The sequence below is a fragment of the Nonomuraea spiralis genome, assembly GCF_014648435.1.
GTDB classification, from domain to species: domain Bacteria; phylum Actinomycetota; class Actinomycetes; order Streptosporangiales; family Streptosporangiaceae; genus Nonomuraea; species Nonomuraea spiralis.
Genome location: NZ_BMRC01000030.1, coordinates 36,528 through 61,655 on the forward strand (window position 1 = coordinate 36,528; position 25,128 = coordinate 61,655).

General features: G+C 71.6%; 25 protein-coding genes. 19 read left to right on the forward strand and 6 right to left on the reverse strand.

Annotated elements, in window-relative coordinates:
* Together IEZ27_RS43855 and IEZ27_RS43860 are read right to left on the reverse strand one after the other, a co-directional pair.
* The gene (locus tag IEZ27_RS43855; RefSeq protein WP_229824876.1) at positions 1–339 is read right to left on the reverse strand and encodes a TetR/AcrR family transcriptional regulator; all 339 of its coding nucleotides are present in this window, start codon (positions 337–339) and stop codon (positions 1–3) included.
* Positions 336–1,178: a GNAT family N-acetyltransferase gene (locus tag IEZ27_RS43860; protein ID WP_229824877.1), complete on the reverse strand. Its 843-nt coding sequence runs from the start codon at positions 1,176–1,178 to the stop codon at positions 336–338. Before IEZ27_RS43860 ends, IEZ27_RS43855 begins: the two co-directional genes overlap by 4 nt.
* Before the next feature lie 201 nt (positions 1,179–1,379).
* Here IEZ27_RS43860 and IEZ27_RS43865 point away from each other — a divergent pair, with 201 nt between their 5' ends.
* Positions 1,380–1,847 (forward strand): hypothetical protein, encoded by a 468-nt coding sequence (locus IEZ27_RS43865; RefSeq protein ID WP_189652668.1) that lies wholly within the window; start codon positions 1,380–1,382, stop codon positions 1,845–1,847.
* A 103-nt stretch (positions 1,848–1,950) separates the two neighbouring features.
* Positions 1,951–2,655, forward strand: coding sequence for a hypothetical protein (locus IEZ27_RS43870; protein WP_189652669.1), 705 nt, complete (start codon positions 1,951–1,953; stop codon positions 2,653–2,655).
* Positions 2,656–2,834: 179 nt separating this feature from the next.
* Here the strand turns inward: IEZ27_RS43870 and IEZ27_RS43875 are convergent, their stop codons facing one another.
* Entirely contained in the window at positions 2,835–3,305 is a 471-nt protein-coding gene (locus IEZ27_RS43875; RefSeq protein WP_189652670.1) for a hypothetical protein, read from the reverse strand.
* Between the two features lie 32 nt (positions 3,306–3,337).
* Between IEZ27_RS43875 and IEZ27_RS43880 the strand changes: the two genes are divergently transcribed.
* Positions 3,338–3,478, forward strand: a complete 141-nt coding sequence (locus IEZ27_RS43880) for a hypothetical protein (protein ID WP_189652671.1) — start codon at positions 3,338–3,340, stop codon at positions 3,476–3,478.
* A gap of 32 nt (positions 3,479–3,510) precedes the next feature.
* On the opposite strand, the gene IEZ27_RS43885 is transcribed toward IEZ27_RS43880, so the two are convergent.
* Positions 3,511–4,104 carry a helix-turn-helix transcriptional regulator gene (locus IEZ27_RS43885; RefSeq protein ID WP_229824878.1) on the reverse strand — a complete coding sequence of 198 codons (594 nt, stop codon included), beginning with the start codon at positions 4,102–4,104 and terminating at the stop codon, positions 3,511–3,513.
* Positions 4,105–4,245: 141 nt separating this feature from the next.
* On the opposite strand from IEZ27_RS43885, the gene IEZ27_RS43890 reads away from it, so the two are divergent.
* From IEZ27_RS43890 to IEZ27_RS43905, 4 genes are read left to right on the forward strand one after another with little or no spacing between them, the layout of a single operon-like run.
* Positions 4,246–4,434: a DUF6229 family protein gene (locus IEZ27_RS43890; protein ID WP_125634764.1), complete on the forward strand. Its 189-nt coding sequence runs from the start codon at positions 4,246–4,248 to the stop codon at positions 4,432–4,434.
* Positions 4,435–4,449: 15 nt separating this feature from the next.
* A complete protein-coding gene (locus IEZ27_RS43895) occupies positions 4,450–7,287 on the forward strand; it encodes a type 2 lanthipeptide synthetase LanM family protein (RefSeq protein WP_189652673.1) in 2,838 nt (945 codons plus the stop codon).
* A gap of 5 nt (positions 7,288–7,292) precedes the next feature.
* Positions 7,293–9,155 (forward strand): ABC transporter ATP-binding protein, encoded by a 1,863-nt coding sequence (locus IEZ27_RS43900; protein WP_229824879.1) that lies wholly within the window; start codon positions 7,293–7,295, stop codon positions 9,153–9,155.
* Complete coding sequence (locus tag IEZ27_RS43905; RefSeq protein WP_189652675.1) at positions 9,152–10,495, forward strand: FAD-binding oxidoreductase; 1,344 nt, start codon at positions 9,152–9,154, stop codon at positions 10,493–10,495. Before IEZ27_RS43900 ends, IEZ27_RS43905 begins: the two co-directional genes overlap by 4 nt.
* 250 nt (positions 10,496–10,745) lie before the next feature.
* Here the strand turns inward: IEZ27_RS43905 and IEZ27_RS43910 are convergent, their stop codons facing one another.
* On the reverse strand, positions 10,746–11,591 hold the full coding sequence (locus IEZ27_RS43910; RefSeq protein WP_189652676.1) for a MerR family transcriptional regulator: 846 nt from the start codon (positions 11,589–11,591) through the stop codon (positions 10,746–10,748).
* Between the two features lie 104 nt (positions 11,592–11,695).
* On the opposite strand from IEZ27_RS43910, the gene IEZ27_RS43915 reads away from it, so the two are divergent.
* The 11 genes from IEZ27_RS43915 (at position 11,696) to IEZ27_RS43970 (ending at position 22,647) form a co-directional block, all read left to right on the forward strand.
* A complete protein-coding gene (locus IEZ27_RS43915) occupies positions 11,696–13,933 on the forward strand; it encodes an alpha/beta fold hydrolase (RefSeq protein WP_229824880.1) in 2,238 nt (745 codons plus the stop codon).
* Complete coding sequence (locus IEZ27_RS43920; RefSeq protein ID WP_189652678.1) at positions 13,930–15,156, forward strand: metal-dependent hydrolase family protein; 1,227 nt, start codon at positions 13,930–13,932, stop codon at positions 15,154–15,156. The genes IEZ27_RS43915 and IEZ27_RS43920 overlap by 4 nt, the downstream gene beginning before the upstream one ends.
* Positions 15,153–15,710: a YybH family protein gene (locus IEZ27_RS43925; protein WP_189652679.1), complete on the forward strand. Its 558-nt coding sequence runs from the start codon at positions 15,153–15,155 to the stop codon at positions 15,708–15,710. Before IEZ27_RS43920 ends, IEZ27_RS43925 begins: the two co-directional genes overlap by 4 nt.
* Entirely contained in the window at positions 15,710–16,708 is a 999-nt protein-coding gene (locus tag IEZ27_RS43930) for an LLM class flavin-dependent oxidoreductase (RefSeq protein ID WP_189652680.1), read from the forward strand. Before IEZ27_RS43925 ends, IEZ27_RS43930 begins: the two co-directional genes overlap by 1 nt.
* Positions 16,705–17,595: a DUF1028 domain-containing protein gene (locus IEZ27_RS43935; protein ID WP_189652681.1), complete on the forward strand. Its 891-nt coding sequence runs from the start codon at positions 16,705–16,707 to the stop codon at positions 17,593–17,595. The genes IEZ27_RS43930 and IEZ27_RS43935 overlap by 4 nt, the downstream gene beginning before the upstream one ends.
* 212 nt (positions 17,596–17,807) lie before the next feature.
* Positions 17,808–18,149, forward strand: a complete 342-nt coding sequence (locus IEZ27_RS43940; protein ID WP_189652682.1) for a hypothetical protein — start codon at positions 17,808–17,810, stop codon at positions 18,147–18,149.
* 298 nt (positions 18,150–18,447) lie between these two features.
* A complete protein-coding gene (locus tag IEZ27_RS43950) occupies positions 18,448–18,804 on the forward strand; it encodes a hypothetical protein (RefSeq protein ID WP_229824888.1) in 357 nt (118 codons plus the stop codon).
* A gap of 189 nt (positions 18,805–18,993) precedes the next feature.
* Positions 18,994–19,572, forward strand: coding sequence for an RNA polymerase sigma factor (locus IEZ27_RS43955; protein WP_189652683.1), 579 nt, complete (start codon positions 18,994–18,996; stop codon positions 19,570–19,572).
* Positions 19,569–20,453: a hypothetical protein gene (locus IEZ27_RS43960; protein WP_189652684.1), complete on the forward strand. Its 885-nt coding sequence runs from the start codon at positions 19,569–19,571 to the stop codon at positions 20,451–20,453. Before IEZ27_RS43955 ends, IEZ27_RS43960 begins: the two co-directional genes overlap by 4 nt.
* Positions 20,454–20,628: 175 nt before the next feature.
* A complete protein-coding gene (locus tag IEZ27_RS43965) occupies positions 20,629–21,870 on the forward strand; it encodes an MFS transporter (protein ID WP_229824881.1) in 1,242 nt (413 codons plus the stop codon).
* Between the two features lie 606 nt (positions 21,871–22,476).
* Positions 22,477–22,647 (forward strand): hypothetical protein, encoded by a 171-nt coding sequence (locus tag IEZ27_RS43970; protein WP_189652685.1) that lies wholly within the window; start codon positions 22,477–22,479, stop codon positions 22,645–22,647.
* A 107-nt stretch (positions 22,648–22,754) separates the two neighbouring features.
* Here the strand turns inward: IEZ27_RS43970 and IEZ27_RS43975 are convergent, their stop codons facing one another.
* Positions 22,755–24,200, reverse strand: a complete 1,446-nt coding sequence (locus IEZ27_RS43975; RefSeq protein WP_229824882.1) for a serine hydrolase — start codon at positions 24,198–24,200, stop codon at positions 22,755–22,757.
* A gap of 369 nt (positions 24,201–24,569) precedes the next feature.
* Here IEZ27_RS43975 and IEZ27_RS43980 point away from each other — a divergent pair, with 369 nt between their 5' ends.
* Complete coding sequence (locus tag IEZ27_RS43980; RefSeq protein ID WP_189652686.1) at positions 24,570–25,088, forward strand: hypothetical protein; 519 nt, start codon at positions 24,570–24,572, stop codon at positions 25,086–25,088.
* Positions 25,089–25,128: the final 40 nt, after the last annotated feature.

The following is a 25,128-nucleotide window of genomic DNA, read 5'->3' on the forward strand; positions in this document are numbered from 1 at the left end:
TCATGGGCCGGCTCGACGGGACGACGCCGGGGTCCGCGCGGCGCGCATCGCCGCCCGCGGCGCGTCGTGGTGGCGGTCGAGAATCTCCCGGATCTGCGGCGCGTCGCCACTCGCAGTGGCGTGGGTGTTGGTGACCAGGGCGTCGAGCACCGGCCGTGACTGCCGCTCCAGGTAGCGGTCCAGCGCGGCGGCCTGCAGTTGGGCCTTGCCGCCGAAGGTCGCGTACAGGCTGGAACGGCTGACCCCGGTCGCCTGGACGACCCCGGCGATGCCGGTGACCTCGGCCTCGCGCTGCCAGAACAGACGCACTACCTGGTCGAGGCTCCGGCACAATCTCACCCAGGGTCCTTCGCACACCGGGGCAGGTGTCCGGGCAGGATGGCGTACTCGGTGAAGTGGCCGCAGGCGGTGAAGCCGAGGCGGCGGTAGACGGGCTCGCCGTCGGCGGAGGCCTGCAGCACTGCGGTCTCGTAGCCCGCGTCGCGGGCGGCGTGCAGGGTGGCCAGGGTGATGGCGCCGCCGTAACCGCGGCGACGTGCGGTGGCGAGAGTGGCGATGTTGTAGATCCCGGCGACGCCCGCGTACAGAAAGACCTCGGCCGAGCAGACGGGACGCTCGTCGACATATCCGACCAGATACCGGGCGGGACAGTCGGCGGTGAGCGACCAGGGCGCGGTGTCGGCGAAGAACCGGCGCACGGTGGCGGCGGGCGGGTTCCAGTTGGCAGCCAGAACCATGGCGTAGTCGGCGAGCTGGGTGGGGGTGGTCGCCAGGCGGATGTCCAGGCCGTCGGCGTGCGCTTCAGGGAGGGGCGCGCGCAGGTCCTTCCACATGCCCGTCTCGGTCTCCGACGCTTCGAGCCCCGCGGCCTTGAGGTGCTCGGCAAGGTCGGCCGGGGTCGAGGCCGGGCCCACCCACCAGGAGAACGGGCGGCCGGTGGCGGCCAGGGCGCGGACGGTTTCCGCGATGCGGGCCTGGACGGTGTCCGGGGCGAAGCGGGCCGCCGCGACGATGTTGAAGGTGTCGTCGCCCAGGCCGCTGTCGGCGATCAGCAGGTCGCCGGTCTCGGTGACGGACGCGCCTTCCAGGTTCCGGTGCAGGTGGCAGGCGTGCTCGGCGAGATTCTGCTCCATCGCGAGCATGAGCCCGGACTCATCGATCGACGGATTCGTGTCCACGACGATCATTCCAGCATGCCCGGGGACGTGGAGCGCCGCCGACCGGGCCGAGCACGCGGTCACTGTCGTCAGTTGTCGGAGGTGGCGAAACGGGGTTCCGGACAATCTCACGGACGCCCAGGATGAGAGCCGTCAGCCCATTGGCCTGCGAAATCGTCAGGCTGTGCGGCGCGGATGAGCCCCGTGAAAGGAATAACCGACATGATCAAAACGCTTCTTCGGGCTGGAGCGGCGATGCTTGCCTCGGCGGCGTTCGCCGCGTTCGCTGTCCCAGCACAAGCGACCGACGTATCCGCCGTGGAGACGGCAGGGACGTGCGACTACTCCGGCTGCGGAGGGATCGTCTGGAACTTCGGGTCGAGCAAGTACGTCACCGTCGCCAATTGCTGGCAAGCGGGCTCGACCACGTACTACGGAGAGAAGCCGCCATGCGTAACAAACGGCTACCAGTCGAGCATGCGCAACGCCATGTGGTGGCTGGCCAGAGGCGAGGCCACAGATGACCTTCCGTACTACTACGACACCGATGCCTTCAAGGTCGACGCGGGCTGTGTCATGAAGTACATCAAGGACGGTTACAACTACACGCGCGACCGCAGGGGGTTGAGCTCCATGTGGGAGAAGATCAGCGACTCCACCAGCGTCCGGGTGGACAGCTACACCTGCTAGATCAGCCCTGCGGGCGAGCGCGAGTGCTGTCTCCTGCGCCGCGCCTCCGTCCCGGAGCCCGGGTCGGCTGGTATTGGGGTGTTTTGTTGCTATGGTCGCGCGCATGCGATCGAGTTACCTCGCCTGGGACGAGGCGGTTGACCTGTTCGAGCGGCGCGGCCTGCCGAAGGAGACGTACCAGAACCTGTACGAGGAGGAGTACATCCTCGTGCCCGGCCCCGCCGCGGTGACCGGCGAACTCCCGCTCGACGAGCACGGGCGCACGCCGTGGCGGGAGGACACCCCCGAGGCGGCGACCGGCTACATCATCGACGGCGACCTGGTCGTCGACGGGAACGTCACCGACGTGGACGACGGCTCCGCCGCGCTGATCGTCCTGGGGAACCTGCGGACGAGGAACATCTACCTGGCCGGCGACGCCAAGCTGATCGTGCACGGCCACGTGACGTCCGAGACGTTCGTCGGCGACTGGACCGACAAGCTGGTGATGATCCACGGGGACCTGCGCACCACCGTCTCGATCTTCTGGAGAGAGTTCTGCCCTGACCTGGTCGCCGGCACCCTCCACGGCCGGATCCTCGCGCCGGCCTACCTCGACCTGTCCGACGTCCCTGTCGGCGCTCTGGCCGACCCGTCACCGCTTGCCCCTCTCGGCGAGCTTCTCGTGCCCGAGCTGCTGATCAGCGGCGCCCCCGGCCCCGACGACCTCGCCGAGATCGGCATCCGCGGCGACGCCCTCCGCGACCGCCTGCTGTCCGGTCTCCCTCTTACGAACGCAGCATCCGCCCCGGACGCCGATCGCGCATGACGGGCGTTTCCGCCACACCGGCGTTGTCGGACGCCTTGAGGCGCAGCCCGAGCTCACCCGCGATCATCAGGGCGTAGTGGCCCGCCACTGCCTTCTGCCCCTCCTGGTTGGGACGCCCTGTCCGCTGCCTGCTGTTGAACCTGTCACCTCCCGCGGCGAGGGCGCCCGGCAGGGGGCGTTCAGGAGTGGACGGCGCGGATCTCCGTCACGGTGAACGCGTCGACGATGTGCCGGTTCTGCACCAGGAACCCCACCACTCCCGCCACCGCCTCCACGCCCAGGGCGGCTCTCACCCGTGCGCTCAGAAGGTAGACCAGGGGCGTCGACGGCTGGGTCAGTGTGAGCCCGCGGTCGTGGCGGTGCACGTCCTGCAGTGCCCTGATGGGGATCGGCCGCTCGGTGGTGAACCACGCCGCGACCTCCCATTGCGGATGCGCCGGATCGGCGTCGGCACAGGCGTGGTAGCAGGCGACGCAGCCATGGCCGGCATGCCGCCCATGCGGGCAGGTCCATTGGGCGACCTCGGCCGGGCTCTGGTCGTGGGCGCTCAGGACGGCCGCTTCGGTGACGCGCCGGCGCGCCGGCCGTGACCGGTCCTCCGGCGGAGAGGCAAAGTCGCTGCTGATGATCGGATCCCTTCCCGGCTGCATCCCAACATGTCGGAGCCTAGCGGCGGCGGCCTGTGGACTTCCTGGCACAGGTCGTGCAGCGGCGGTTCCACGACGGCGTCGAACCGCCGTCGTCGTCCGCGCCGGAGCCGCCGCTGCCCTTGCCGCCGCGTGGGCGCGCCCTGAACCACGCGGAGCAGCCCGCCTGGTACTGAGGCATGCGGTGCCGTACGAACGGCGACAAGGGTCAGGTGGCCAGGCCGTCCTCTCTCAGCCGGACCGCGAGTTCCAGCTTCGTGTACGCCGGGCGCCCAGCCTTCCGGTACTTCTCCTTGACACGTTCCAGGTAGTTCTTGGCGGTTCCCGGCCGCACTCCGGCGCTGCGCGCCGCCGCGGCGAGCGTCATTCCGGAGGCGTAGGCGAGCAGCACCGCGTGCTCCTGAGGGGACAGGACGGGACGGGCGCAATCCCGCCCGGTCGTGTGGCCCGCCGCAGGGCCGGGCGGGCAGGCCGTCTTCTCCTCGGCCAGCTCCCTGACCTTGGACAGCAGGGTCTCCAGCCTGTGGTTCTTGGTGAGGTATCCGCCGGCTCCCGCCTCGATCATCCGCCTGGCCAGGTTGCCGCCGGGCATCGCGCTGACCACGAGCACCAGCCGCCGCCGCAGGACCAGCGCGCATACGTTCTCGACCGGGTCGGAGCCGTCGGCGAGCCGCGCCTCGAGCAGCACCACGTCGGCCGGGGACGGCTCGGTCCTGAGCAGCTCGGCGACGGAGGCGGCCCATCCGGTCAGCCGTACGTCGGGAACGTGCGCAAGCCAGGCGGCCAGCCCGTCGATGAGCATCTGGTCATCATCTACCGCAGAAACGGTGATCACGCCTGTCTATCTCATATCCCCTATCTGTCGTCAAGTGCGCAGTTATGAGGCCTATCAGGCGTTGCGTCAACCCCGAATCATGGTGCCAGATTCGAGAAGGGAGCGAACATGACCGTCACCCTCGAGAGGGCCGAGGAGATCATCGCCGCCTGGAGGGCGGGCGACGACCCGGACAGCCCGGCAGGCCCGCTGATGCCCGGTATGTACGTCGAGTCGGAGATCACCATGACAGGGCCGGGCGGCTCCGGCAGATGCGGGACCGCCTGCTCGGGTTCCAGAACCTATCAGTGCTGCTGAGCAGGGGCGGAGCGCATGGCCGGTGAGTTCGACTCTCCGCTGGACCCGCTGATCGGACCCGCACTGACCGACCTCGGGGCCCGGCTGCGCGCACTTACCGGTCTTGCGCCGGCCGAGCGCAGCGCCGTCCTGTCAGGCGCTGCGCTGTCCGTCGAGGAGGAGGTCCGCCGCAAGATCACCAGGGTGCTGGTGCTGGAGGTGAACGCCGCCCGCTTGTCCGGGCGCCTGACCGCCGCCGACCCCGCCGCCCGCTGGCGGGAGTGGCAGCGAAGTGTGGCGCAACCGGCATTCTGGAACGATCTGGCGGTGCTCTACCCCGGCATGATGCCGAGGCTCACGACGATCATCCGCAATCGATGCGCCGCCGCGTTCCGCCTGGCCGAACGCTTCGCCGAGGACCGCGCGATGCTGGTCTCCCTTCGAGGAGCGCCGTCGGGCGAGCTCGACCGCGTCGAGTTCGGCGCCGGCGACAGCCACCGGGGCGGGCAGACGGTCGTCGTGCTGCACGGCGGGGACGGACGGGTGGTCTACAAGCCGCGTTCGCTGGCGGTGGACGCGGCACTTGCCGACCTGCTCACGCACCTCGGCGTCCCGACCATGCGGGTGCCCGCCGTCGTGACCAGGCAGGGGTACGGCTGGGCCGAGCACATCGGGCACCGCCACTGCGTCAACGCCGAGGAACTGGGCGCGTTCTACCGCGGCATGGGCCACTGGCTGGCGCTCATGCGCCTGCTCGGCGGCAACGACCTGCACGCCGAGAACCTCATCGCCGCCGGGCCGCACCCCGTGGTCGTCGACTGCGAGAGCCTGTTCGCCCCGCACGCCAAGGCCCGTCCCTCGGGGTACGGCCAGGCCTTCGACATGGCAGTGGAGCTGGTCAACAGCTCGGTGCTGGGCATCGGGCTGCTCCCGGGACGAGGGGTGGCCCTGGGCTGGCGAGGCGTGGACATGTCGGCGGCGGGCGCGCTGCCCGGCCAGCAGCCGCAGATCGAGCTGCCGGTGGTCCTCGACGCGGGCACCGACAGTCCCAGGATGGGCACCGAGCGGGTGACGCTGCCGCCGGCGGCCAACCATCCCAGCCCGGAGCCGGTGCTCGGCCGGTACTGGGACCTGATCATCGCCGGCCTCGACGAGCTAGACGACCGCCTGACCGAGCTGGACCGGTCGGGCAAGCTGGAGCCGCTGCTGACGCCGTTCGCCGACTGTCCCGTCCGCGCGGTGCTGCGCTCCACCGAGTCGTACGCCGAGCTGGCGCGCATGCTGTGGCATCCGGCCGCGCTCCACGACGAGGCGGACGCCCGCGCGAAGGCCGCCCGGCTGCTGGCGAAGATGTCGGAGAACGTCCCCGGGGCTCCCGGCGACGCCGCGATCATCGCCGCGGAGGTGGACGAGCTGTGCCACGGTGACATCCCGATGTTCGACACCACGCCGCGCGTCGGCATGCTCCGCGGCCCCGCCGACACCAGGTGCGGCCCGGAGAACGATCTGGTCGCCGGTGCGGTGGCCCGCTGGCGGGAGCGCGACCACGGCCTGGACCGCGCGGTGGCTCAGGCGGCTCTGGTCAGCGCGTACCTCAACGAGGGCTGGATGCCGGACCTCGAACGGCTCCCGCCCGGCCTCGTCCGTACCGAACGGCTGGAGCCCAGGCGGCGCGCGGCGGCCGCCGGCATCCTGCGCGAGGTCCTGGACAGCGCCGTGCGCGGTGCGGACGGCACGGTCACGTGGATCACCCCCGTGCTCGACCTCACCGGCTGGGCCGTGCAGCCGCTGTCGCTCGACCTGTACGGCGGAGCCCACGGCCTGGCGATCCTGCTGAGCGCCTACATCCGGGAAGCCGCGGACGGCAGGGCCGAGCCGATCGCGGAACTGGACGGGCTCCTGGAAGCGGTCCTGCGCACGATCCGCGCCATGGAGGATCGTGACGCCGCCAGGCGGCGGGAAGGGATACGCCTGCGGCCGGAGCCTCCCGGCGCCTACCTCGGGATCGCCTCGCAGGTGTGGAGCTGGCTGCTGCTGCGCTCCCTGGGCGCCGTCGGGGAGGAAGCGCTCCAACGCGCCCGCGTGCTGGCCGGACTGCTGCCGGACTCGATCGACGCCGACGACAGCTACGACCTGCTGTCAGGGATGGCGGGGGCGATCGTTCCCCTGCTCCGGCTGAGCCGGGAGACCGGGGAGGCGCGCTGGGCCGCGCTGTCCCGTTCGATCGGGGAACGCCTCGCGGAGCTGGCCGAGCACCGTTCCGGCGGCATGTGCTGGCCCAGCACCCGCTTCCCGCAGGGGCTCGGCGGGCTGGCTCACGGCGCGACAGGCATCGGCTGGGCCCTCGCTCGCCTCGCCGACGCGACCGGCGGCCCCGAGGGGACGAGGGAGCTGGCCGAGGCCGCCTTCGCCTACGAGGACACCCTCTACGACGCCGAGCAGCGCGGCTGGCTGGACCTTCGCAACGACGGCTTCGCCGCCAAGGCGTGGTGCCACGGCGCGGGCGGGATCGGGCTCGTCGCCGCCGACCGGCTGGCCCGCGAGGGCGGCACCCTGTGGCGCGACAGGCTGGCGCGCGCCGCCGCCTCCTGCTGGGCCGACGGGATCGGCTGGAACCACACGCTCTGCCACGGCGATCTCGGCTGCTGGGAGACGATCGAGCAGGCCCGGGCCGCCGGCGTCGCACCGGTCGAGCGGGACCGGCTGGACGCCGTCATCCTGGGCAGCCTGGAGACCAACGGCCCGGTCAGCGGCCTGGCCAGGGACGCCTTCGCGCCGGGCCTGCTGCCCGGCCTGGGCGGAGTGTCCTACCAGTTGCTCCGCATGCACCCCGAGTGCGCACTGCCGTCCGTGCTGCTGCCGGACCTGGCGTGAGCCCCGTGGACGAGAAGGCGGACGAGGAGCTCGTCACGCCCTACTGGCACCTCGACCAGCCGGACGGATCCCGCCGCACGCCGCGGCAACTGCTGGCGGTCACCGTGCCGGTGCTGCGGCTCATCTGGCGGAGCGGGCGCCGGTCCGCGATCGCCATCCTCGTCCTTCAGCTCGCCTCGGGCGCCGCGACGGCCGCCGGGTTGCTGACGAGCGTGGCCGTGCTGGACGACTTGCTCGCGTCAGGCGCCGCGCCCGACCGGCTCGTGGCGGCGGCCCCCGGCCTGGCGTTGGTCGCCGGGATCCTGGCGCTGCGCGCGGCGGCCGAAGCCGCGGTGGAGCTGGCCAGGGCGCGGCTGGAACCGGCGCTGCGCCGGGCCGCCGAGGAACGGCTGTTCGCCGCCGCCCTGGACGTGCAGCTCGCCGACTTCGACGACGCCGACTTCTACGACGGCCTGCACCGGGCCCGCGACCGCGGGTTGTTCCACCTCGACCGCGCGGTCGGCAACACGATCGACCTGCTCGGCGCCGTCTGCGGAGTGACGGCCGCGGTGGCCGGGCTGGCCGTCCTGCACCCCCTGCTGGTGCCGCTGCTCGTGGCCGGCATGATCCCGGAGGCCTGGGCGGTGCTGACGGTCGCGCGGCGCGGGTACGCCGGCATGCGGAGCATGGTCACGCTGAACCGCCGGGTGCAGATGCTCGCCGAGCTGTCCACCGAGCGGGAACCGGCGGCCGAGCTGCGCGCCTGCCAGGCCGAGCCGTACGTGCTGGCCGAGTACCGCCAGGTGGCGGACGTGCTGAAGGAGAGGGAGACCCAGGTCGGGGTGTCCATGGCGCGGGGCAGGACCGCGGGCCGCGCGCTGGCCGGCCTCGCCCTGGCCGGGGTGCTGGCCGTACTCGGTCTGATGTTGCACGCCGGCTGGATCGCGCCGGCCGCGGCGGGCACCGCGGTGATCGCCGTCAGGGTGGCCGCCGCGGCGCTGCGGCAGCTCACCCAGGCCGCCAACCAGCTGTTCGAACAGTCCCTGTACGTGGCCGACTACCAGGACTTCCTCACCGACGCCGACGCCAGGAAACGACCGGCGTCCGGCGTACCGGTCCCGCGTTCCCCGGAGTGCGTCACCCTGCGCGGCGTGGGCTTCGCCTACCCCGGCAGGCGGACTCCCGCGCTGCGCGACATCGACCTGACCATCCGCGCCGGGCAGACGATCGCGCTGGTCGGCGAGAACGGTTCGGGCAAGACCACACTGGCCAGGCTCCTCGCCGGGCTCTACCGGCCGACCAGCGGAACCATGCGATGGGACGGGATCGACACCGCCCTCCTGGACCCGCGTGCCCTGGCCGACCGGGTCGTGCTGGTCCCGCAGCACCCGGTCCGCTGGCCGCACGACGCCCGGACCAACGTCCGCATCGGCCGCCACGACCGCCCGGACCCGGAAGACCACGCCCTGCGCGAGGCCGCCTCGCTCGCCGCAGCCGAGGACGTCGTCGCGGGCATGCCCGCGGGATGGCACACCCTGCTGTCCAAACACTTCAAGGGCGGCCACGAACTGTCGGCGGGCCAGTGGCAACGCCTGGCCGTGGCCCGCGGGTTGTTCCGGGACGGCGCCCTGCTGATCTGGGACGAGCCGACCGCACCGCTGGACGCCAAGGCGGAGTACGCCGTCTACGAGACCCTCCGCGCGATCGCTGGAGAACGGACCATCCTGCTCATCACGCACCGGCTGACCAGCGTACGCCATGCCGATCGCATCTACCTGCTGCACCAGGGGCGCGTGGCCGAGGAGGGCGTCCACGAGGAACTGCTGGCGCTGCGGGGACGCTACGCCGAGCTGTACGCGTTGCAGACCGGAAAGCCGGCACGTCGATGACCGGCCCACGCATGATCCGTCCGGGCGAGCCCGGCTACCAGGCCAGGCGCAAGCCCTTCCTCGGCACGCTCACCGAGAAGCTGCCCGCCGCCGTGGCCTGCTGCGCCTCCGAGGCGGACGTGGTCGGCGTCCTTGAGCTCGTCCGCGCCCGCGGCATGCCGTTCGCCCTGCGCGGCGGTGGTCACAGCTTCGCCGAGCACTCCTCCACGACCGGCCTGCTCGTCGATCTCAGCGCGGCGAACGAGATCGAGGTCGGCGCGGAGAGCGTGCGGGTGGGCCCCGGCGTGCGGATCGGTGAGCTGGCCCGGCGCCTGGCCGAGCACGGGCGCATGGTGCCCTGCGGCTGGTGCCCGGCGGTCGGCGTCACCGGAGCGGTCCTGGGCGGTGGATACGGAGTGTTCAGCCGTCTGTACGGGCTCGGCGCCGACCACCTGCTCGCGGCGCGGGTGATCCTGGCCGACGGGTCGCGCGTCGAGGCGGACGACGATCTGCTGTGGGCGCTGCGCGGGGCCGGTGGCGGCAACTTCGGCGTGGTCACCCGGATGACGCTGCGTACCCACCCCATCGTGCCGGTCACCGCTGTTCAGGCCGTCTGCGACTTCGAGCGGGCCGCCGACCTCATCGACGCCTGGCAGCGGTGGGCGCCCGAAGCGCCGGACGAGGTCAACCTGGAGATCGCCGTCATCTCCGGGGACGAGCCGGACGAGCCACCGCAGGCCGTCCTCTTCGGCGTCGTCGTCGGCACCGAGGAGCGGGCCGCCGAGGTCGTCGACGCGCTCGCGCCGCCGGGCCGCCTGCGGCTCACCCGGCTGGAGGGCGCGGCGGCCGCCTGCCACCACTCCTACGCCGACGGCGGGGAGGGCGCCGTCACCGAGCTGCCGTACGGCGAGCGGCCCGGGCTGCGCCTGAACAAGTCGGGCTTCTTCGACGGCCTCCTGCCGCGTACGGCCGTCGAGGACCTGCTGGACCGGCTGGTCGCCGACCGGGTGCGCGGCGAGATCCGGGACCTGGAGTTCGTGCCGTGGGCGGGCGCCATCGGCCGCCCGGCCTCCGACGCGACCGCGTTCGTCCACCGCGGCCCGCGATTCATGCTCAAGCAGGCCGTCCAGGTCGGTTTCCGCGCCCGCGACGAGCGGCGGCGGGAGGCGCACGCGTGGTTGCGCGAGTCGTGGGAACGGGTGTCGCCCTGGTCGTCCGGCGGGGTCTACCCCAACTACCCGGACGCCGACCTGGAGGACTGGGCCCGGGCCTACTACGGCGACAACCTCCCGCGCCTGCGCGAGATCAAGGCCGCCTACGACCCCACCGGCCTGTTCCGCTCCGCCCAGTCGCTGCGCTGACAGCCGGGGACGTCCCCGCCTCGGGCGCGCGGCGGATTCGGCCCGTGACGGTGTGGCGCCGGCCCCCGTCTCCCGCTCACCGGGTCACCACTGGCCGGTGGTGAGAGGGCGGAGCCGCCAGCTCTGGTGGACGGCGCCCGTCCACTCCTGGGCCTCCGGCCAAAGCGACCCGATGTCGAGTTTCGCGCTCAGGCGGGGCTGCGCTCCCAGATCAAACCCCGTGACACAAAGTGCGGCACGGACAGCCGCTTCAGCCCGTGGTCGGCTCGTCGTCGGGCGGCGCCGACCGGACGATGTTGGTGGCCTTGGCGTGCTCCCACGCGCGGGCCTCCAACTGCTCGACCCACAGCACGCGTGCCGGCTCCTGCCCGGGGTTCTCCCACGCGAACGGGGTGTGTGAGGTCAGAATGATCGAGTCGCCCTCCACCAGGACGATCTCCTCGGCTTCTGGCAGCGTGAACCGCAACCGGCCGGCCAGGACGAAGACGAACGACTCTCCGGGGCGGGCGTAGGCACCGTGACTGGCCTCACCGGGCGGCACGGTGAGCAGCGACGACTCCATCCGGTATCCGGGCAGCGTGAGCTCCTCCCACACCACGCCACCGGCGAACAGGCCACGAGCACGCTCGTCCCGGCGTACGACCGTCGTGCCGCGGGCGCGGAACGTGGCGAGCGCGCTCGGCGGCACCAGCAAGGCGTCCGCGATGCGCATGATGAGCTGGGTGGAGACGCCGGTGTCGCCGCGCTCGACCGCGCCGAGGTGGGCGGGGGAGACTCCGACCATTTCCGCGAGCTGTTTGAGAGTGAGCCCGCTGGCTCGTCTGGCGTTACGGATGGACCTGTTGTCCCAGCGGCGTTTGCCGCCCGCGGCGGCGGACTCCTGGGCCAGGGACGTACGGATCGCCGCGGGATTCCAGCCTTGGCTGCGGCGCAGGTCGGCGATCCGCAACGCCCGCGCCAGATGCTCGTCGGTGTAGCGCCGCTGCCCGCCGCCGCTGCGGTCGGGAACCAGCAGCCCCTGGGATTCCCACACCCGCAACGTCTGCGGGCTCACGCCGACCGCCGCGGCGACCTCCCCGATCGTGCGGTACGTCATGGATCGCGAGTTTAGCGGGACGTCGGGCTCCAACCCTCGACAAACCTCCAATTCTTTTGTAGCTTTCCCTCACCGTTTCCGGACGCTCTGTCGTGGAGATGCCCTTGAGCAGCGACGTTTCCCCCTCCCTCCATGCCCGCTCCGTCTCCAAGCCCGTACGACTCCTCGGCAAGATCGAGGCCCGATCGATCGACTACATCCCGCCGTCCGAACGCCGGGGAAGGGCCTGGCACCAGGCGCCGTTCTGGTTCACCGGCCAACTCGTGGTCTCCACGGTCATCGTCGGCTTCATCGGGCCCGCTCAGGGCCTCTCGGTGGGCTTGTCGATCACGGCCTGCACGTTGGGTGCTCTGGCCGGGGCATTTCTCATGGCCTTTCACGCCAACCAGGGCCCGACCATGGGCCTGCCGCAGATGGTCCAGTCCAGGGCGCAGTTCGGTGTCAAGGGCGCCGCCCTGCCGATGCTCGGCGCGATCTTCCTTTATGTCGGGCTGAGCGTGTTCGGCGTCGTACTCGGCGGCCAGGCGATCTCGATGGTGCTACCGGGCCCTCCGCTCATGTGGGGAGCGTGTGTGGTGGTGCTCGCGTCTCTGCTGGCCGTCGTCGGTCACGACCTGCTCCACGCCGTGCTGCGGTGGTTGTCGTACCTGGTGGCGCCGGTCTTCGTCGTACTGACCGTGCTGGCCCTGGTCCACCTCGACCCGCAACCGGCCAGTGGGGACACGAACACGCCGGCCGCGATGCTGGTCCAGTTCGTCGCCGCCGCGGGATACCTGCTGGGATACGCGGTCTACGTCTCCGACTACTCGCGCTACCTGCCGGCGTCCACGTCCTCCAGGGCGGTCATCGGCTGGACCTACCTGGGCGCCGCGGCGTCCGCGATCTGGCTGATGTCGCTGGGCTCGTTCATCGCCTCGTCCGTGCCGGTCGCCGACGCGCTGCCGAATCTGCAGGACGTCGGCGACCGGCTGTTCCCCGGGTTCGGCACGTTCGCGTTGGTGATCACCCTGGTGCCGAGCGCGATCGCCCTGATGGGCGTCAACCTGTACGGCACGATGTTGTCCGGGGTGAGCATCGCGGCGGGCTTCCGCCCGATCGCCCTGTCGGTGCGGGCCCGGGTGATCGGGATCGTGGCCGGCGGCGCGTGCGCCTTCCTGGTCGCGCTGGCGATGCCGGAAGCCTATCTCGGAGCCTTCAACGACTTCGTCACGATGGTGCTGTACCTGCTGGTGCCCTGGTCCGCGGTGAACCTCGTCGACTACTACTGGGTACGGCGCGGCCGCTACGCGATCACCGCGCTGTTCGACCAGAACGGCGTCTACGGCCGATGGGGCGTCGCCGGGCTGGTCGCCTACGGGCTCGGCTTCGCGGCGATGATCCCCTTCATGTCCACCGGCTTCTTCACCGGCCCCGCGGTACCCGCGCTCGGCGGCGCGGACATCGCCTTCGCCGTGGGACTGCTCGTCTCCGGCGGGGCCTACCTGGTGGCCAACCGGGGTTTTCACCCGTCGAGCGAGCAGCCCGCCATCCTGGCCAGCCTGCGGCTGCTCGGCGAGAGCGCGGACGGCATCGAGCGGCGAACCGTCGACACCGCGACGGGACCCCTGTCCGTGCTGACGCGCCGCGGCGACGAGGGGACGGAGCCGGTCGTGTTCCTGCACCCGGCCAACCTCTCCGCCCGCTGCTGGCGCATGGTGACCGGACGGCTGCCGGCGGACCAGGGCTGGATCGCGCTCGACCTGCGCGGTCACGGGGAGTCGACCCGATCAGGGACGTACAGCGTCCAGAGCTGGGCCGAGGACTGCGCGTACGTCCTGTCCGCGCTCGGCGTACGGACGGCACACCTGGTCGGCGGGTCGGCGAGCGCAGCCGTCGCGGTCGAGCTGGCCGCGAGGCGCCCGGACCTGGTCGCCTCCGTCGTCACGGTCGGCGGCGGCTTCCGCCCCGTCGACCCCGAGGAGGGCGGCCTGATCGAGGAGATCGTCGCGCTCGGCCCCGAAGGGGCGCTCAGCCGCCACGCCGCGGCCGAGGCGGTGGCCGTACCCGAGGCCGCGCAGGAGGCGGTCGCCGACCTCAGCCACAACGACGCCGCCACGACGATCGCCATCTGGCGGGCGGCGGCGGCCACCGACGCCGAGCGGGCGGGGGAGCGGCTGCGCTGCCCCGCACTGGTCGTCGTGGGCGAGCTCGACCGCACGTGTCCGCCGGAGGAGTCCGCCTGGTTCGCCCAGGCCGTCGGAGCACGCCTGGAGATCCTGCGGGGGATCGGCCACCTGCCGATGTACGAGGCCCCTGAGGACCTGGCGTTGCTGCTGACCGAACACCTGCGGAGGTTCTCATGAGAACGATCTATCGCGGCGCGGCCGTCCACGACGGCACCGGAGCGCCGCCCGTGACAGGCGACCTCGTGGTCGCCGACGGGTGGATCGAGCCCGCGGGGCAGGTCGAGCCCGCCGCGACCGTCGTGGACGTGTCGGGGCGCAGCATCATCCCCGGCCTGATCGACTGTCACACCCACGTGACGTTGCCGACCCTCGATCCGGTGCGGCTGATGAACACCCCGCTCTCCCACCGCTTCCTGGAGACGGGACGCACGCTCGCCACGACACTGGACCTCGGCATCACCACCGTGCGCGACGCGGGCGGAGCCGACGCGGGGATCGCGCAGGCGGTCGCCGACGGTGTCGTCCGCGGCCCGAGGGTGCGGACGGCGATCGCGATGATCTCCCCGACCGGCGGCCACGCCGACCCCTGGCGGCTGTCCGGGATCGACGCGCACCGGCTGTTCCCGCTCTACCCGGGCATGCCGGACGCCGTGGCGGACGGGCCGGTCGGGCTGCGCCGCGTGGTCCGCGAGATCGTCAGAGCGGGCGCCGACGTCGTCAAGGTCGCGGTCTCCGGCGGGATCAGCTCACCCCGTGACGACCCCAGGCACTGCCAGCTCCGCCAGGACGAGCTCAGCGCCCTGGTCGAGGAGGCGGGCGCGGCGGGCCTGCGGGTGATGGCGCACGCCCACGGGCCGGCGGCGATCATCGCGGCGGTCAAGGCCGGGGTCGCCTCGATCGAGCACGGTGTGTTCATCGACGAGGAGAGCATCGCCCTGATGGTCGAGCACGGCACGTTCCTGGTGCCCACGCTGACAGCGGCACGGGCGTTCCTGAACGTCGCCTCGGCCGATCCGGACAGCCTGGCCCAGGCGAAGGAGGCCGTCGCGGTGCACGAGGGCAACCTTCGCCGTGCGCTCGCGGCGGGGGTGCGGGTGGCGATGGGGTCGGACTCCGGGTTCTCCCCGCACGGCCGCAACCTCGATGAGCTGGAGGCGCTGGCCTCGGCCGGTCTCGATCGGGGCCAGGTGCTGCGCAGTGCGACGTCGGCCGCGGCCGAACTGCTCGGTGCCCACGACGAGATCGGCACACTGCGGCCCGGCATGCGGGCCGACTTCTGCATCGTGACCGGAAACCCGCTCGACTTCGCTGGGCTGGCCGACCGCATCGAGGCGGTCTACCGGGACGGCGTTCTGGTCGGCGGCACTGCGTTCAACAAGAAGGTGGAGGAAGAGAGATGACGGACAGCGACGTCCAGTACATGACCCGCACCGCCTCGGCCGACGACATCGACGAGATCCTGCGGCTGAACCGGGAATGGTGGGAGTCCAACATCGGCTACGACATCCCCCGCATGACGGAGGTGTTCCCCTCGCCCGGCGAGGAGTACCTGATGTTCAACTTCAACGGCCACCCCTATTTCAACATGCGGGAGAAGGTCGCGCTCTGGAGCTACTACCGTGCGCGTGAGGACTTCGTCGGCACGCCCGACGTACGCGTCATGCGACTGGAGGTGCGCGGCGACACCGCGTGGCTGGCCTGTGAGGCCAGGATCGACGAGATCGCGCTGGACGACGGTGGGCACGCTCCCGACACGAGGAACACGCTGCTGGTGCGCGCCACCGAGATCTACCACCGCGACGACGGCGACGGACGCCCCCGGTGGCGGATGTGGCACACCCACATCAGCCCGCTCCCGCCGGCGGACGAGCCCCGGCCGGGATTCGACGACACCATGCAGGAGCGCGGCCTCGGCTGGGTGCCGTGGCAGCCGCTCCCCGAGCGGGAGGCGTGATGACCCGCACCGACCGTCCCGCGCTCGGCCTCGTGCTCGGCAGCTCGCAGTCGCCCGGAGACATCCTGACGGCCGCCGCCGCGGCCGAGCGCGCCGGTCTGGACGAGCTCTGGCTCGGCGAGGACTACTTCTACACCGGGGCCTTCGCCACCGCCGCCACGCTCCTGGCCACCACGCGGTTGCCGGTCGGCGTCGGCATCGTCCCGGCCACCACCCGTCACCCGGCGGTGACCGCGATGGAGATCGCCACTTTGGCCGGCCTGCACCCGGGACGAGTACGCGCGGGGATCGGCCTCGGCGTGCCCGATTGGCTGGACGCGATGGAACTGCGTCCCCGCTCTCCGCTCGGCGCGGTGCGGGACACCCTGCGCGGGCTGCGCACCCTTCTCCGCGGAGATCCGCTCAGCGGCGAATTCGCCTCGTTCACCGCGCACGACATCACGCTCGAACACCCTCCGGTGACGCCGCCACCGCTGTACGCGGGGGTGGGCGGCCCGAAGGCGCTGCGACTGTCCGCGGCCGAGGCGGACGGCACCGTGCTGTCGGTGCTGGCAGGCCCTGACTACGTACGGTGGGCATGCGAGCAACTGGCGGCCGGGGGCGCCGACGCCGGTCACCGTGTCGTGGTCTACGCCCTGTGCATGGTGGACGACGACCGTGACGCCGCCCGGGCCGCCCTGCGCGAGCTGTTCGGGTTGTACCTGCTCAGCGGCCCCCGCAACCCGATGTCGGAGGTGCAGGGCCTCGCCGACCAGGCCGAGACGCTCGCGGCACGAGGAATCGAGGCCGCGATCCCCGACATCCCCGACGAGTGGATCGATCGGCTGGCCGTCGTGGGCACGCCAGGCGACTGCGCACGCCGCCTGGCCGACCTCGCCGAGGCGGGAGCCGACGCCGTCGCGCTCGCCTTCCCGCCCGACCAGCCGATCGACAGGATCGTCGGCCGACTGTCCGCGGACGTGATCCCGCTGCTCGGCACGATGGCGGGTGCGCGATGACCTTCTCCGTCGTCGCCCGCGACGAGCGTACGGGACGGCTCGGCATCGCCGTGGCCTCACACTTCCTCGGCGTCGGCCGGCTCGCGCCCTGGGCCAGGCCCGGAGTGGGCGCGGTGGCCACCCAGGCGTTCGTCGACCCGGCCTACGGCCCGCGCGGCCTGGACCTGCTCGCCGAGGGGTACTCAGCCCAGAGCGCGCTGGACCGGCTGCTCGCGGCCGATCCCGATCAGGGCCAGCGCCAGGTGGCGCTGGTCGATGCCGCGGGCGCGGTCGCCGTCCACACCGGGCGGCACTGCTACGCCGAGGCGGAGCACCGGATCGGGCCCGGCGTGGTGGCGCAGGGCAACATGCTGGGCGCCCCCGGCATCCCGCACTCCATGGTCCAGGCCTTCCTCGACGCGCGGGGAGACTTCGCCGCCCGGCTGCTCGCCGCCCTGCGGACCGGCGAGCGGGCCGGCGGGGACGCCAGGGGGCGGCAGTCGGCGAGCCTGTACATCGTGGCTGCGCACCGGGCCGACCCGGCCGTCGCCGGGGTGGAGGTCGATCTCCGGGTCGACGACCACGACGATCCGCTGGCGGAGCTCGGCAGGCTGCTGGATCTGCATCGCGCCTACGCCGACATCGGCGTCATCTTCGCGCCCGGCGTGGTCAGCGGTGACCGGGTGCCGGAGGACGGCGACGTGGCAGCGGCTCTCGCCGCTCTGTCACGCGCGGCCGGGCTGCTGCCCGGGCATGCGGAGCCGCTCATGTGGTCCGCCATCGTGCTCGCCCGCGCCGGTCGGCTCGCCGAGGCGGCCGAGGCGAGAGCGAGCGCGCTGGTCGTCAACCCCGATCTCGGCGGCTTCTTCGACCGGCTCCGTGAACAGGGCGTCGTCACCACCGCCTGAGGACGTTCGTGCTGCTCTCCTGGCACATGCCGCCAGGTGTGTGCCAGGCCGGGGGCGGGAGGTGGCCGAGTCCACGACCGATCTTCGGCGGGAGCGCCAAGAGTCGAGCCGTACGAGTGGGATGACCTGGTACCCCGGCAACCACTACATGACCGACAAGGCCACCTACCGCTTCTCGGTGACGGTGCCGAGCATCCGGGTGGCGGTCGCCGATGGCCGGCTACCTCGCGACCGTCACCGTCGGAAAGTTCAAGCCGACCGACACCAAGATCGGAAAGTACCGGACCATCGTCGCCGTCGACCCCAAGCCGGCCAACGAAGCGGCGAACCTCGCCGAGCGCCATGACAACCGTGGCGCGATGACCCTCCACGTCCTGCGGAGCAAAGTGGGCGACACGGCGTTCTTCCAGATCCTCCGCACGTGGACGGCGGAGCACAAGTACGGCAACGCCGACACTCCTGCCTTCATCGCCCTGTCGGAGCGGATCTCTGGCCATGACTTGTTCGACTTCTTCGCAGACTGGCTGTTCAAGCCCGGCAAACCAGCTTTGTGATCCTAGGTGTACGGCTTGCGCCTCCCGTTTCCCGCGCAAGCCGTACCGGCATCCAACGCCCGCGGCGGCTACGGCTCGATCACGTCGCGACCCGGGGGCGCCTGCCATCAGCGCATGACCCGGCCGGCCGTCATCACCAGCTTCAGGTGCTTCTCCGGCCGGGCCGGCACGGTGATGTCCTGCAGCGGATCGCCCTCCACCATCAGGATGTCGGCGTAGGCGCCGGGCGTGATCTCGCCGATGCGGCCCGACAGCCCGACGAGGCGCGCGGCACACCGGATTCCTCGTCCTGACCCACGTGCTGAGCGCCGCCCGCGCCCAGGAGGTCCTGGCCCTCGACGTCGACGAACTCGATCTGCGCAACCGCCGTGCCCGGGTACGGCGCACAGGCGGCGCCGTCGACGTCGTCGTCCGGCAGACCGCCACCGCCCGGCTACTGCCCCGCCTGCTGGACGGCCGCCGCGGCGGACCGTCTTCCTCACCGGCCGTCCCGCCCGCGTCGAACTCCCGCCCGGCGACCTCGACCCAGGCTCGGACCGGGGCCCGGCTGTCCTACCGGCGCGCCGCCGAACTGTTCGAGACCGCCACCACCGACATCAGGGGTGCCATCGGAATACGGCGGAATCGGGCCGCGGGCGTGATTGCTGACCATTAGGTCTTTGCGTTCCGGCTGCTTGGCGATGGTTCCTGGAGGTTGGATGGCGTCGATCGATCGGACGGCGTACCCGAGGCTCACCTGGGGCGGTTGCGCGCAGGTCAGGCCTTACTGCGCTGGATTTACGACTGAAACCACGATGACCGCGGTTCGCGACACACCTGCGGGCCCGCCGGACATGACCTGGGTATGAACGTCACCGACACCGGGCCGCCGCGCAGCCAGCGCTTCGCCCACCTCTACGAGCAGACGTATGCCGCGTTGCTGCGGTTCGTCGAGCGTCGCGTCCACCCCTCCCACGCCGAGGACGTGGTCGCCGACGTGTTCCTCGTCGCCTGGCGGCGCCTGGACGACGTGCCGCGTGCGGCGGACGAGGCGCGCGCCTGGCTGTTCGGCGTGGCGCACCGCACTCTCCGCAACGGGCTGCGGGCCGACCAGCGGCGGCAGGCGCTCACCGTCCGCATCGCCGACAGCCAGCTGACCGGCGCCGCGGCGGCCGGGCTGGACCCCGAACTGGTGGCACGCCGGCTCGACCTCGTTCAGGCGTGGCGGCGGCTCAGCCCGCGCCACCAGGAGACGCTCGCCTTGGCCGTGTGGGACGGCCTCACCGCCCCACAGGCCGCGCGGGTGCTCGACATCACCCCCGTCGCGTTCCGGCTCAGGCTCGCCCGTGCCCGGCGTGCCCTGCGCCACCACGCCGACGCCGCCCCCGCCACTACGACCCAGCCCGTGGCGACCGCCACCGTGGACTCCCGGAGCATGCGATGAACGACACCCTCGACCACGCCCTGCGCGGCCTCGACCCGGCCGTCACCCCCGCTGACCTGGACACCGGCACCGACCCCAAGGCTCGGGCCTTGCTGGCCAGGGTGATGGCCGCCGACCCCATGGGGGCGCCCGCACCGACGATCAGCAGCCCTCGCGTACTCACCGCCAGGCGTCTCACCGTCGCCGGCGCAGGAGTGGCCGCCGGCGTCGCGGCAGCGCTGCTGCTGCCCGGCGTGTTCGGCGGCGGCTCAGCGATGGCAGCGTGGACCGCGACGCCGCACACGGTGAGCGGTGACCGGGCCATCGACGCCCAGGAGAAGTGCCTCGACAATGCCCAGGACACCGCCAAGCGCACAACCGGGCGCGACCTCGGCTTCCGGCCCGTGGTGACCGAGGGCCGGGGGCCATGGACGCTCGTCTACGTCAACGACGGCAGCAGCCACCTGGCCGAGATCACCTGCCTGCTCCGCGACGGTGACCTCGTCGGCGCGCATGGCAGCGCGCCGGGGCCCGGCGCACAACCGCTTCCACCGGTTCCCGCGGGGTCGGCGCGGGCCGTCCTCGGCTCGGTCCTGAGCACGAGCGAGGAGAGCGTGCGTACCGTGACCGGCAGAGTCGGTGCCGACGTGGTGGGCCTGGAGCTCTCCACGGAGGCGAAAGGCGACGTGACCGCGACCGTCACCGGCGGCTACTTCGCGGCCTGGTGGCCGGACGCACCGACGACGGAGGAGCGCGAGAACGCCTCACTTCGTGGCGGCGTCAAGAGCGTCACGGCGATCCTCCAGGACGGGTCGCGGCACAGCGTCCCCCTCGAGGAGCTCACCGGCCTGACGAGCACGCAGCTGAACACACCGGCCACGGGCGGCTCCGCGCGCGACTGACCTGGCCGCCCGCGGCGGCGCCGGGCCTCACGGTCCGGCGCCGCGAAGCCACCGGCGCTGTGCTGCCCGGCAAGAAGAACGAGCGTCACCGGAATGCGGCAGAAACGGGCCGCAAGGCCGCGAAGCCGTATGAATCCAGTTGTGGCGGGACTCATGCGCCTGGTGGGGTATCTGCATGGACGGTGCTACTGAGCAGGTACAACGCGCGAGGACAGGAAAAGACAGCACGATCACGCGGCAACCGGCTCCATGGCACAAGCCGGCGGTGCTCGGGGCCCTGATGCTGGCCGCCCTCACCTTCAACACCGCGGAGAACCTGCCGGTCGGCCTTTTGGAGCTCATCTCCGACGACCTTCGGGTGTCCCTGTCAGCGGTTGGCCTTCTGGTCACTGGTTACGGCGTGACGGTGGCCGTCGCATCCGTGCCGATTACCCACGTCGTGCGGGCCGTGCCCCGACGTCATGTGCTTACGGGACTGCTTGCCGCGCTCGTGGTGTCCAGTCTCGTTGCCGCGCTGGCCCCCTCTTACTGGCTGCTCCTCGGGGCGCGGCTGCTTACCGCGTTCGCCCAGGCGCTGTTCTGGGCCGTGATGGGGCCGGTCGCGGTGGGTCTGTTCGCGCCCGAGGTCCGGGGGCGTGTGGTCGGAGCGCTATCCGTGGCCGGTTCGCTCGCCCTTGTGCTTGGTGTTCCCGCTGGGACGTGGCTGGGCCGGCAGAGCACCTGGCAGGTGCCCATCGCCATGCTGGCGGCGCTGGGGCTGGTCTCTCTGGTGACGATCGCCGTTCTGCTGCCGACTTCGCGTCCGGAAGAAGAGCCCGCCGCCTACGCGACCGGCCCCGACGTGCGGCGGTTCGGGACGGTGCTGGCGGCCGGAGCCTTGTCCGCCGCCGGGGCGTTCACGGGATACACCTACATCGTGACGTTCCTGGGCGACGTGAGCGGGTTCTCCCCCCACGCGGTCAGCGCCCTGTTCGTGGTTTTCGGTGTCGCGTGCCTGGCCGGGGTGAGCATCACCGGGGTGTTCCTGGACCGCTTTCCGCAGTCCGCGTTGGCCACCGCCGTGGCCACGCAGGCGGTGGGCATGCTCGGCCTGTACGCGTTCGGCGCTCACCCGGTGGCGGCGGTGGTGTTCCTTGCGCTGATGGGCGGCGCACTCGGCCCGGTGTTCATGGCCACGCAGAACGCGATGCTGCACTGTGCGCCGGGCCGCACGGACATCGCCTTCGCGGCGAACTCCGGTGCTTACAACGCCGGGATCGCGGCGGGTGCCGCACTTGGGGGACTGGTCCTGTCGCTCGCCGATGTACGGAGCGCATTCCTCGCCGGCGGGCTGCTGACCGTCGGGTCCTGCGCGGTCCTACTCGGCGGGCATCTGCTGCGTGGGCGCCGCCGTCCAGAACGCTCAACACGTCGATGAGGGACGCCGACAGGCGGGAACAGGATCCGCGGGTGGGGCAGCTGCTGATCGGACTCAGCTTGGCCGGCCCGGCCAGGCCGGTGTTGACCTCGGTCCGGTCCCGCGTGGCCGGGTCCGTGCTTGGCTAATGGAGTCCAAGGTCAGGTGGGCCGGCCTCAGCAGCCTCCGGCGCAGCCGCCCCACCTCGACACCGGTTCGCGCGGCGAGCCTACGCACGACGGCCGTGCGGCCGGACCCGGCCGCCGGTTGGAGGAGATCTGCGACGATCTCGTCGCGCGCAGACGACACCGAACCCCCCACCAGGATGCGTGGGCGACCGCAGTCCACGGCCATACCGGACGAGCGGGCCACGCCGCTCGGCTCCTCGCCCGCCTCCACGACACCATGCGCGCCTGGGCCCGGACCAGCCTGCTCAGGCAGACACAGGGGCCAGAGGCCGGCCTGCTCCCGCCGCAACCGCAACTACCGCGGGAGCGTCGCCCTTCCGTGGGACAGATGTCGCTCCGCGCATCGGCCTGCGTCCGTGCGCCGGCGTCACGTTCGAGACGGTGGCTCGCCTGCCCATCGCCACATTGGGCCTGGAACCGCCGGGTGATGATCTCCGGATTGCCGCATCCGTTCAGGGCTCCCGAGCCCGCCGAATGGTCGGCGCCCGCGCAGGCGATCGCGTCCGTGGTGCTCGGGCTGCCGGAAGCCGGCCCCGAGGTGGGATGGACCGACGAACATGAGCGCTCGGTCGCGGCCGCTCTGCGAAGCGGGCGGTGGGCGGCGAGCTGACAGCCGCCGCGCGGGGGCCTGGCCGGGACGGGCGTGTGATCGGTGGTTGTCGCCGGTCAGACTGCCGGGTACCACGGCGACCTGACCGGCTCGGCTTGACGGCGGGGTCAGCCGATGCGGCGCTTCTCGTACTCGTCGATGGCCTTGCCCAGCTTCGCCAGGCGCTCAGTGAACCAGACGTTCTCCGCGCCTGTCGCGGGACGGTTCGGGTCGACGTACTGGTAGCCGAGGTTGGAGAACAGGGCGACGACGTAGGTGCGGCCGCCCTTGCCGGGCAGGGCCTTCACGATCCCCGCGTCGGCGCCGGAGTTGTTCACCCAGCCGTTCTTGTGGGCGTAGGTCACCTCGGCCTTCTGGTCGCACGGTCGCACGTCGCGGCCGTAGGAGATGCCCTGGCCGGGAATCGTCACGGTGCCGTCGGCGCCGAGCCACCGCGAGGGCGTGAGCTGCGGGATGCCGGGGGAGGGATAGTCCGCGCCGCACCAGTTGGTGGTGGAGAGGGTGACGTTCATGCCCTGCTCGGCCAGCCTGCTCCTGAAGAACGTGCGGGAGGCGTCGCTCAGGACGTCGGCCGTGACCGCGGTGCCGCCCGGAGTCTTCCACAAGGTGCCCGCCCCGCCGTTGACCAGTGTCAGCAGCTTCGCGGTGTCGAGCGACGTCATGGTGACGGGGTTGCCCCATCGCGCGCCGTTGTCGGGGTTGGTGTTCTTGAGCTGGAGCGTCTCCAGGCCGAGGTCCTGGAAGGTCTGGTTGAGGCCGTTCACCGCGCCCTTGTCGTGCAGCAGCTTGACCATGGCGCAGGCGGAGGCGTTGGACGACCAGGTGAGCGCAGAGTCGAGGAAGTTGCGGACCGTGTCGCTGCGGGCGGGGCCGCACAACGAGCTGACCGTGACCGGCTGGTAGGCGTAGGTGTCGTCGAGCGAGATCTGGCCCGCGTCCACCAATCGCAGCACCCCGAAGCCCACCATCAGCTTCAGGACGGAGGCGGGGTAGGGGCTCATGAAGTCGATGGGGGCGTTCTCGCGGCCCGGCAGGATGTCGATGCTGCCTTGGCCGCGGTTGGCGTACCAGCCGGCGTCGTCCCACTGCCGCCAGCGGACGGCCGAAGTGCGCAGCTTGTCGTCCATCGGGACGATCTTGCCCTCCGGGTACTGCGGGCTCATCAGCACGGTGCCGGAGGACAGGGGGCGGCCGAGCCTGTCCAGCTCGATGACGGTCAGGTCGATCTGGGGCTGCTGCGTGATCGGCGCGGCGGCCGCGGTGGCCGCGCGCAGGTCCGCCTTCTGCGGGACTTGCTTCGCCTCCTTGGCGGCGCCCTCCCGCCGCAGTGCGTCCAGGTCGGTCGCACTCGTCGGCGGGCTGGTGTCCAGGACCTGCTCGAACCGCTGACGGCCGAGCGCCTGTTGCAGGAAGTACGCCAGCGCGCTTCCGGAACCGTTGTCCGCCTCCGCATTCGCAGGGTTCGGCACGACGAGGCCGCCCAGCAGCACGGCTGTGGTGGCGAGCCCGGACAGGACACGCCTCGGACGACTTGTTGATCTAGTCAGAATCACTAGATCACCTTAGTCAGAAATGATCTCTGTTATCTGGCAGTTATGAAAGATTTCACAATAAGTCACGACTCGTGATCATCCGATCGCAGGCGGGCGATGCCATCGGGCCTGCCGGCCCGCACCTCCGAACCACCACCCGCGCCCTCCCGGACACCGCATCCACACCGCATCCACACCGCAAGGAACGCCCAGCGCGATCCGCACCAGGCAGCGCCCGGCAGTGGTCGGGCCGGACGATCAAGGAGCACCGCCGGCAGATCCGGACGGCGTTCGGGACATGGCCGGCGACGGAGGCCGATGAGGTGCGATGGACCCGGTGACCGGCTGAGGAGATCTGCCCGAGGATGTGGAGTCTCCGCCCCGGGGCAGGTGGAGCGAGTGGTGGAGGCGGCGCTGCGCCGGTTCGAGAGCGCGTTCGTCCGGCAGGCGGTGACGGCGCCGGGGCCCGGGATCTGCGGGGATGTGCTCGCCTCGCTGTCGCTGACCGACCCGGTCGAACGCCATCTGGACGCCAAGCTGCTGGCGCTGGACGCGGCGTGGAAGCAGATGGCCGGCCGTTCCGAAGAAGCCGGTGACGACGCCTTGGTGCGGGTGGTCACCCCGGCCGACGGGCACGCCCGGTTGTCGGTGGAAAAGCTCGGCGCGCTCGGCGAGAGCGCGTCGCTGACGTGGCTGCGCGCGGCCTGCCAGGCGATGTTGCCCCGCATCGACCTACCCGAGCTGCTGCTGGAGGTGTACTCCTGGACCGGGTTTCTGGACGCTTACGTACATCCGGCCGACATCTCCACCCGCATGCACGAGCTGTCGATGAGCGCGCGGGCGCGAACCGCTTCGTCGGTACGGGCGAAGCCGGTGAAGCCTTCGCGGAGGAAGCGCGGCGTCCGATGAATCAGGATGCAACCGGCGAGCGACCTTCGGGATAGAGGAA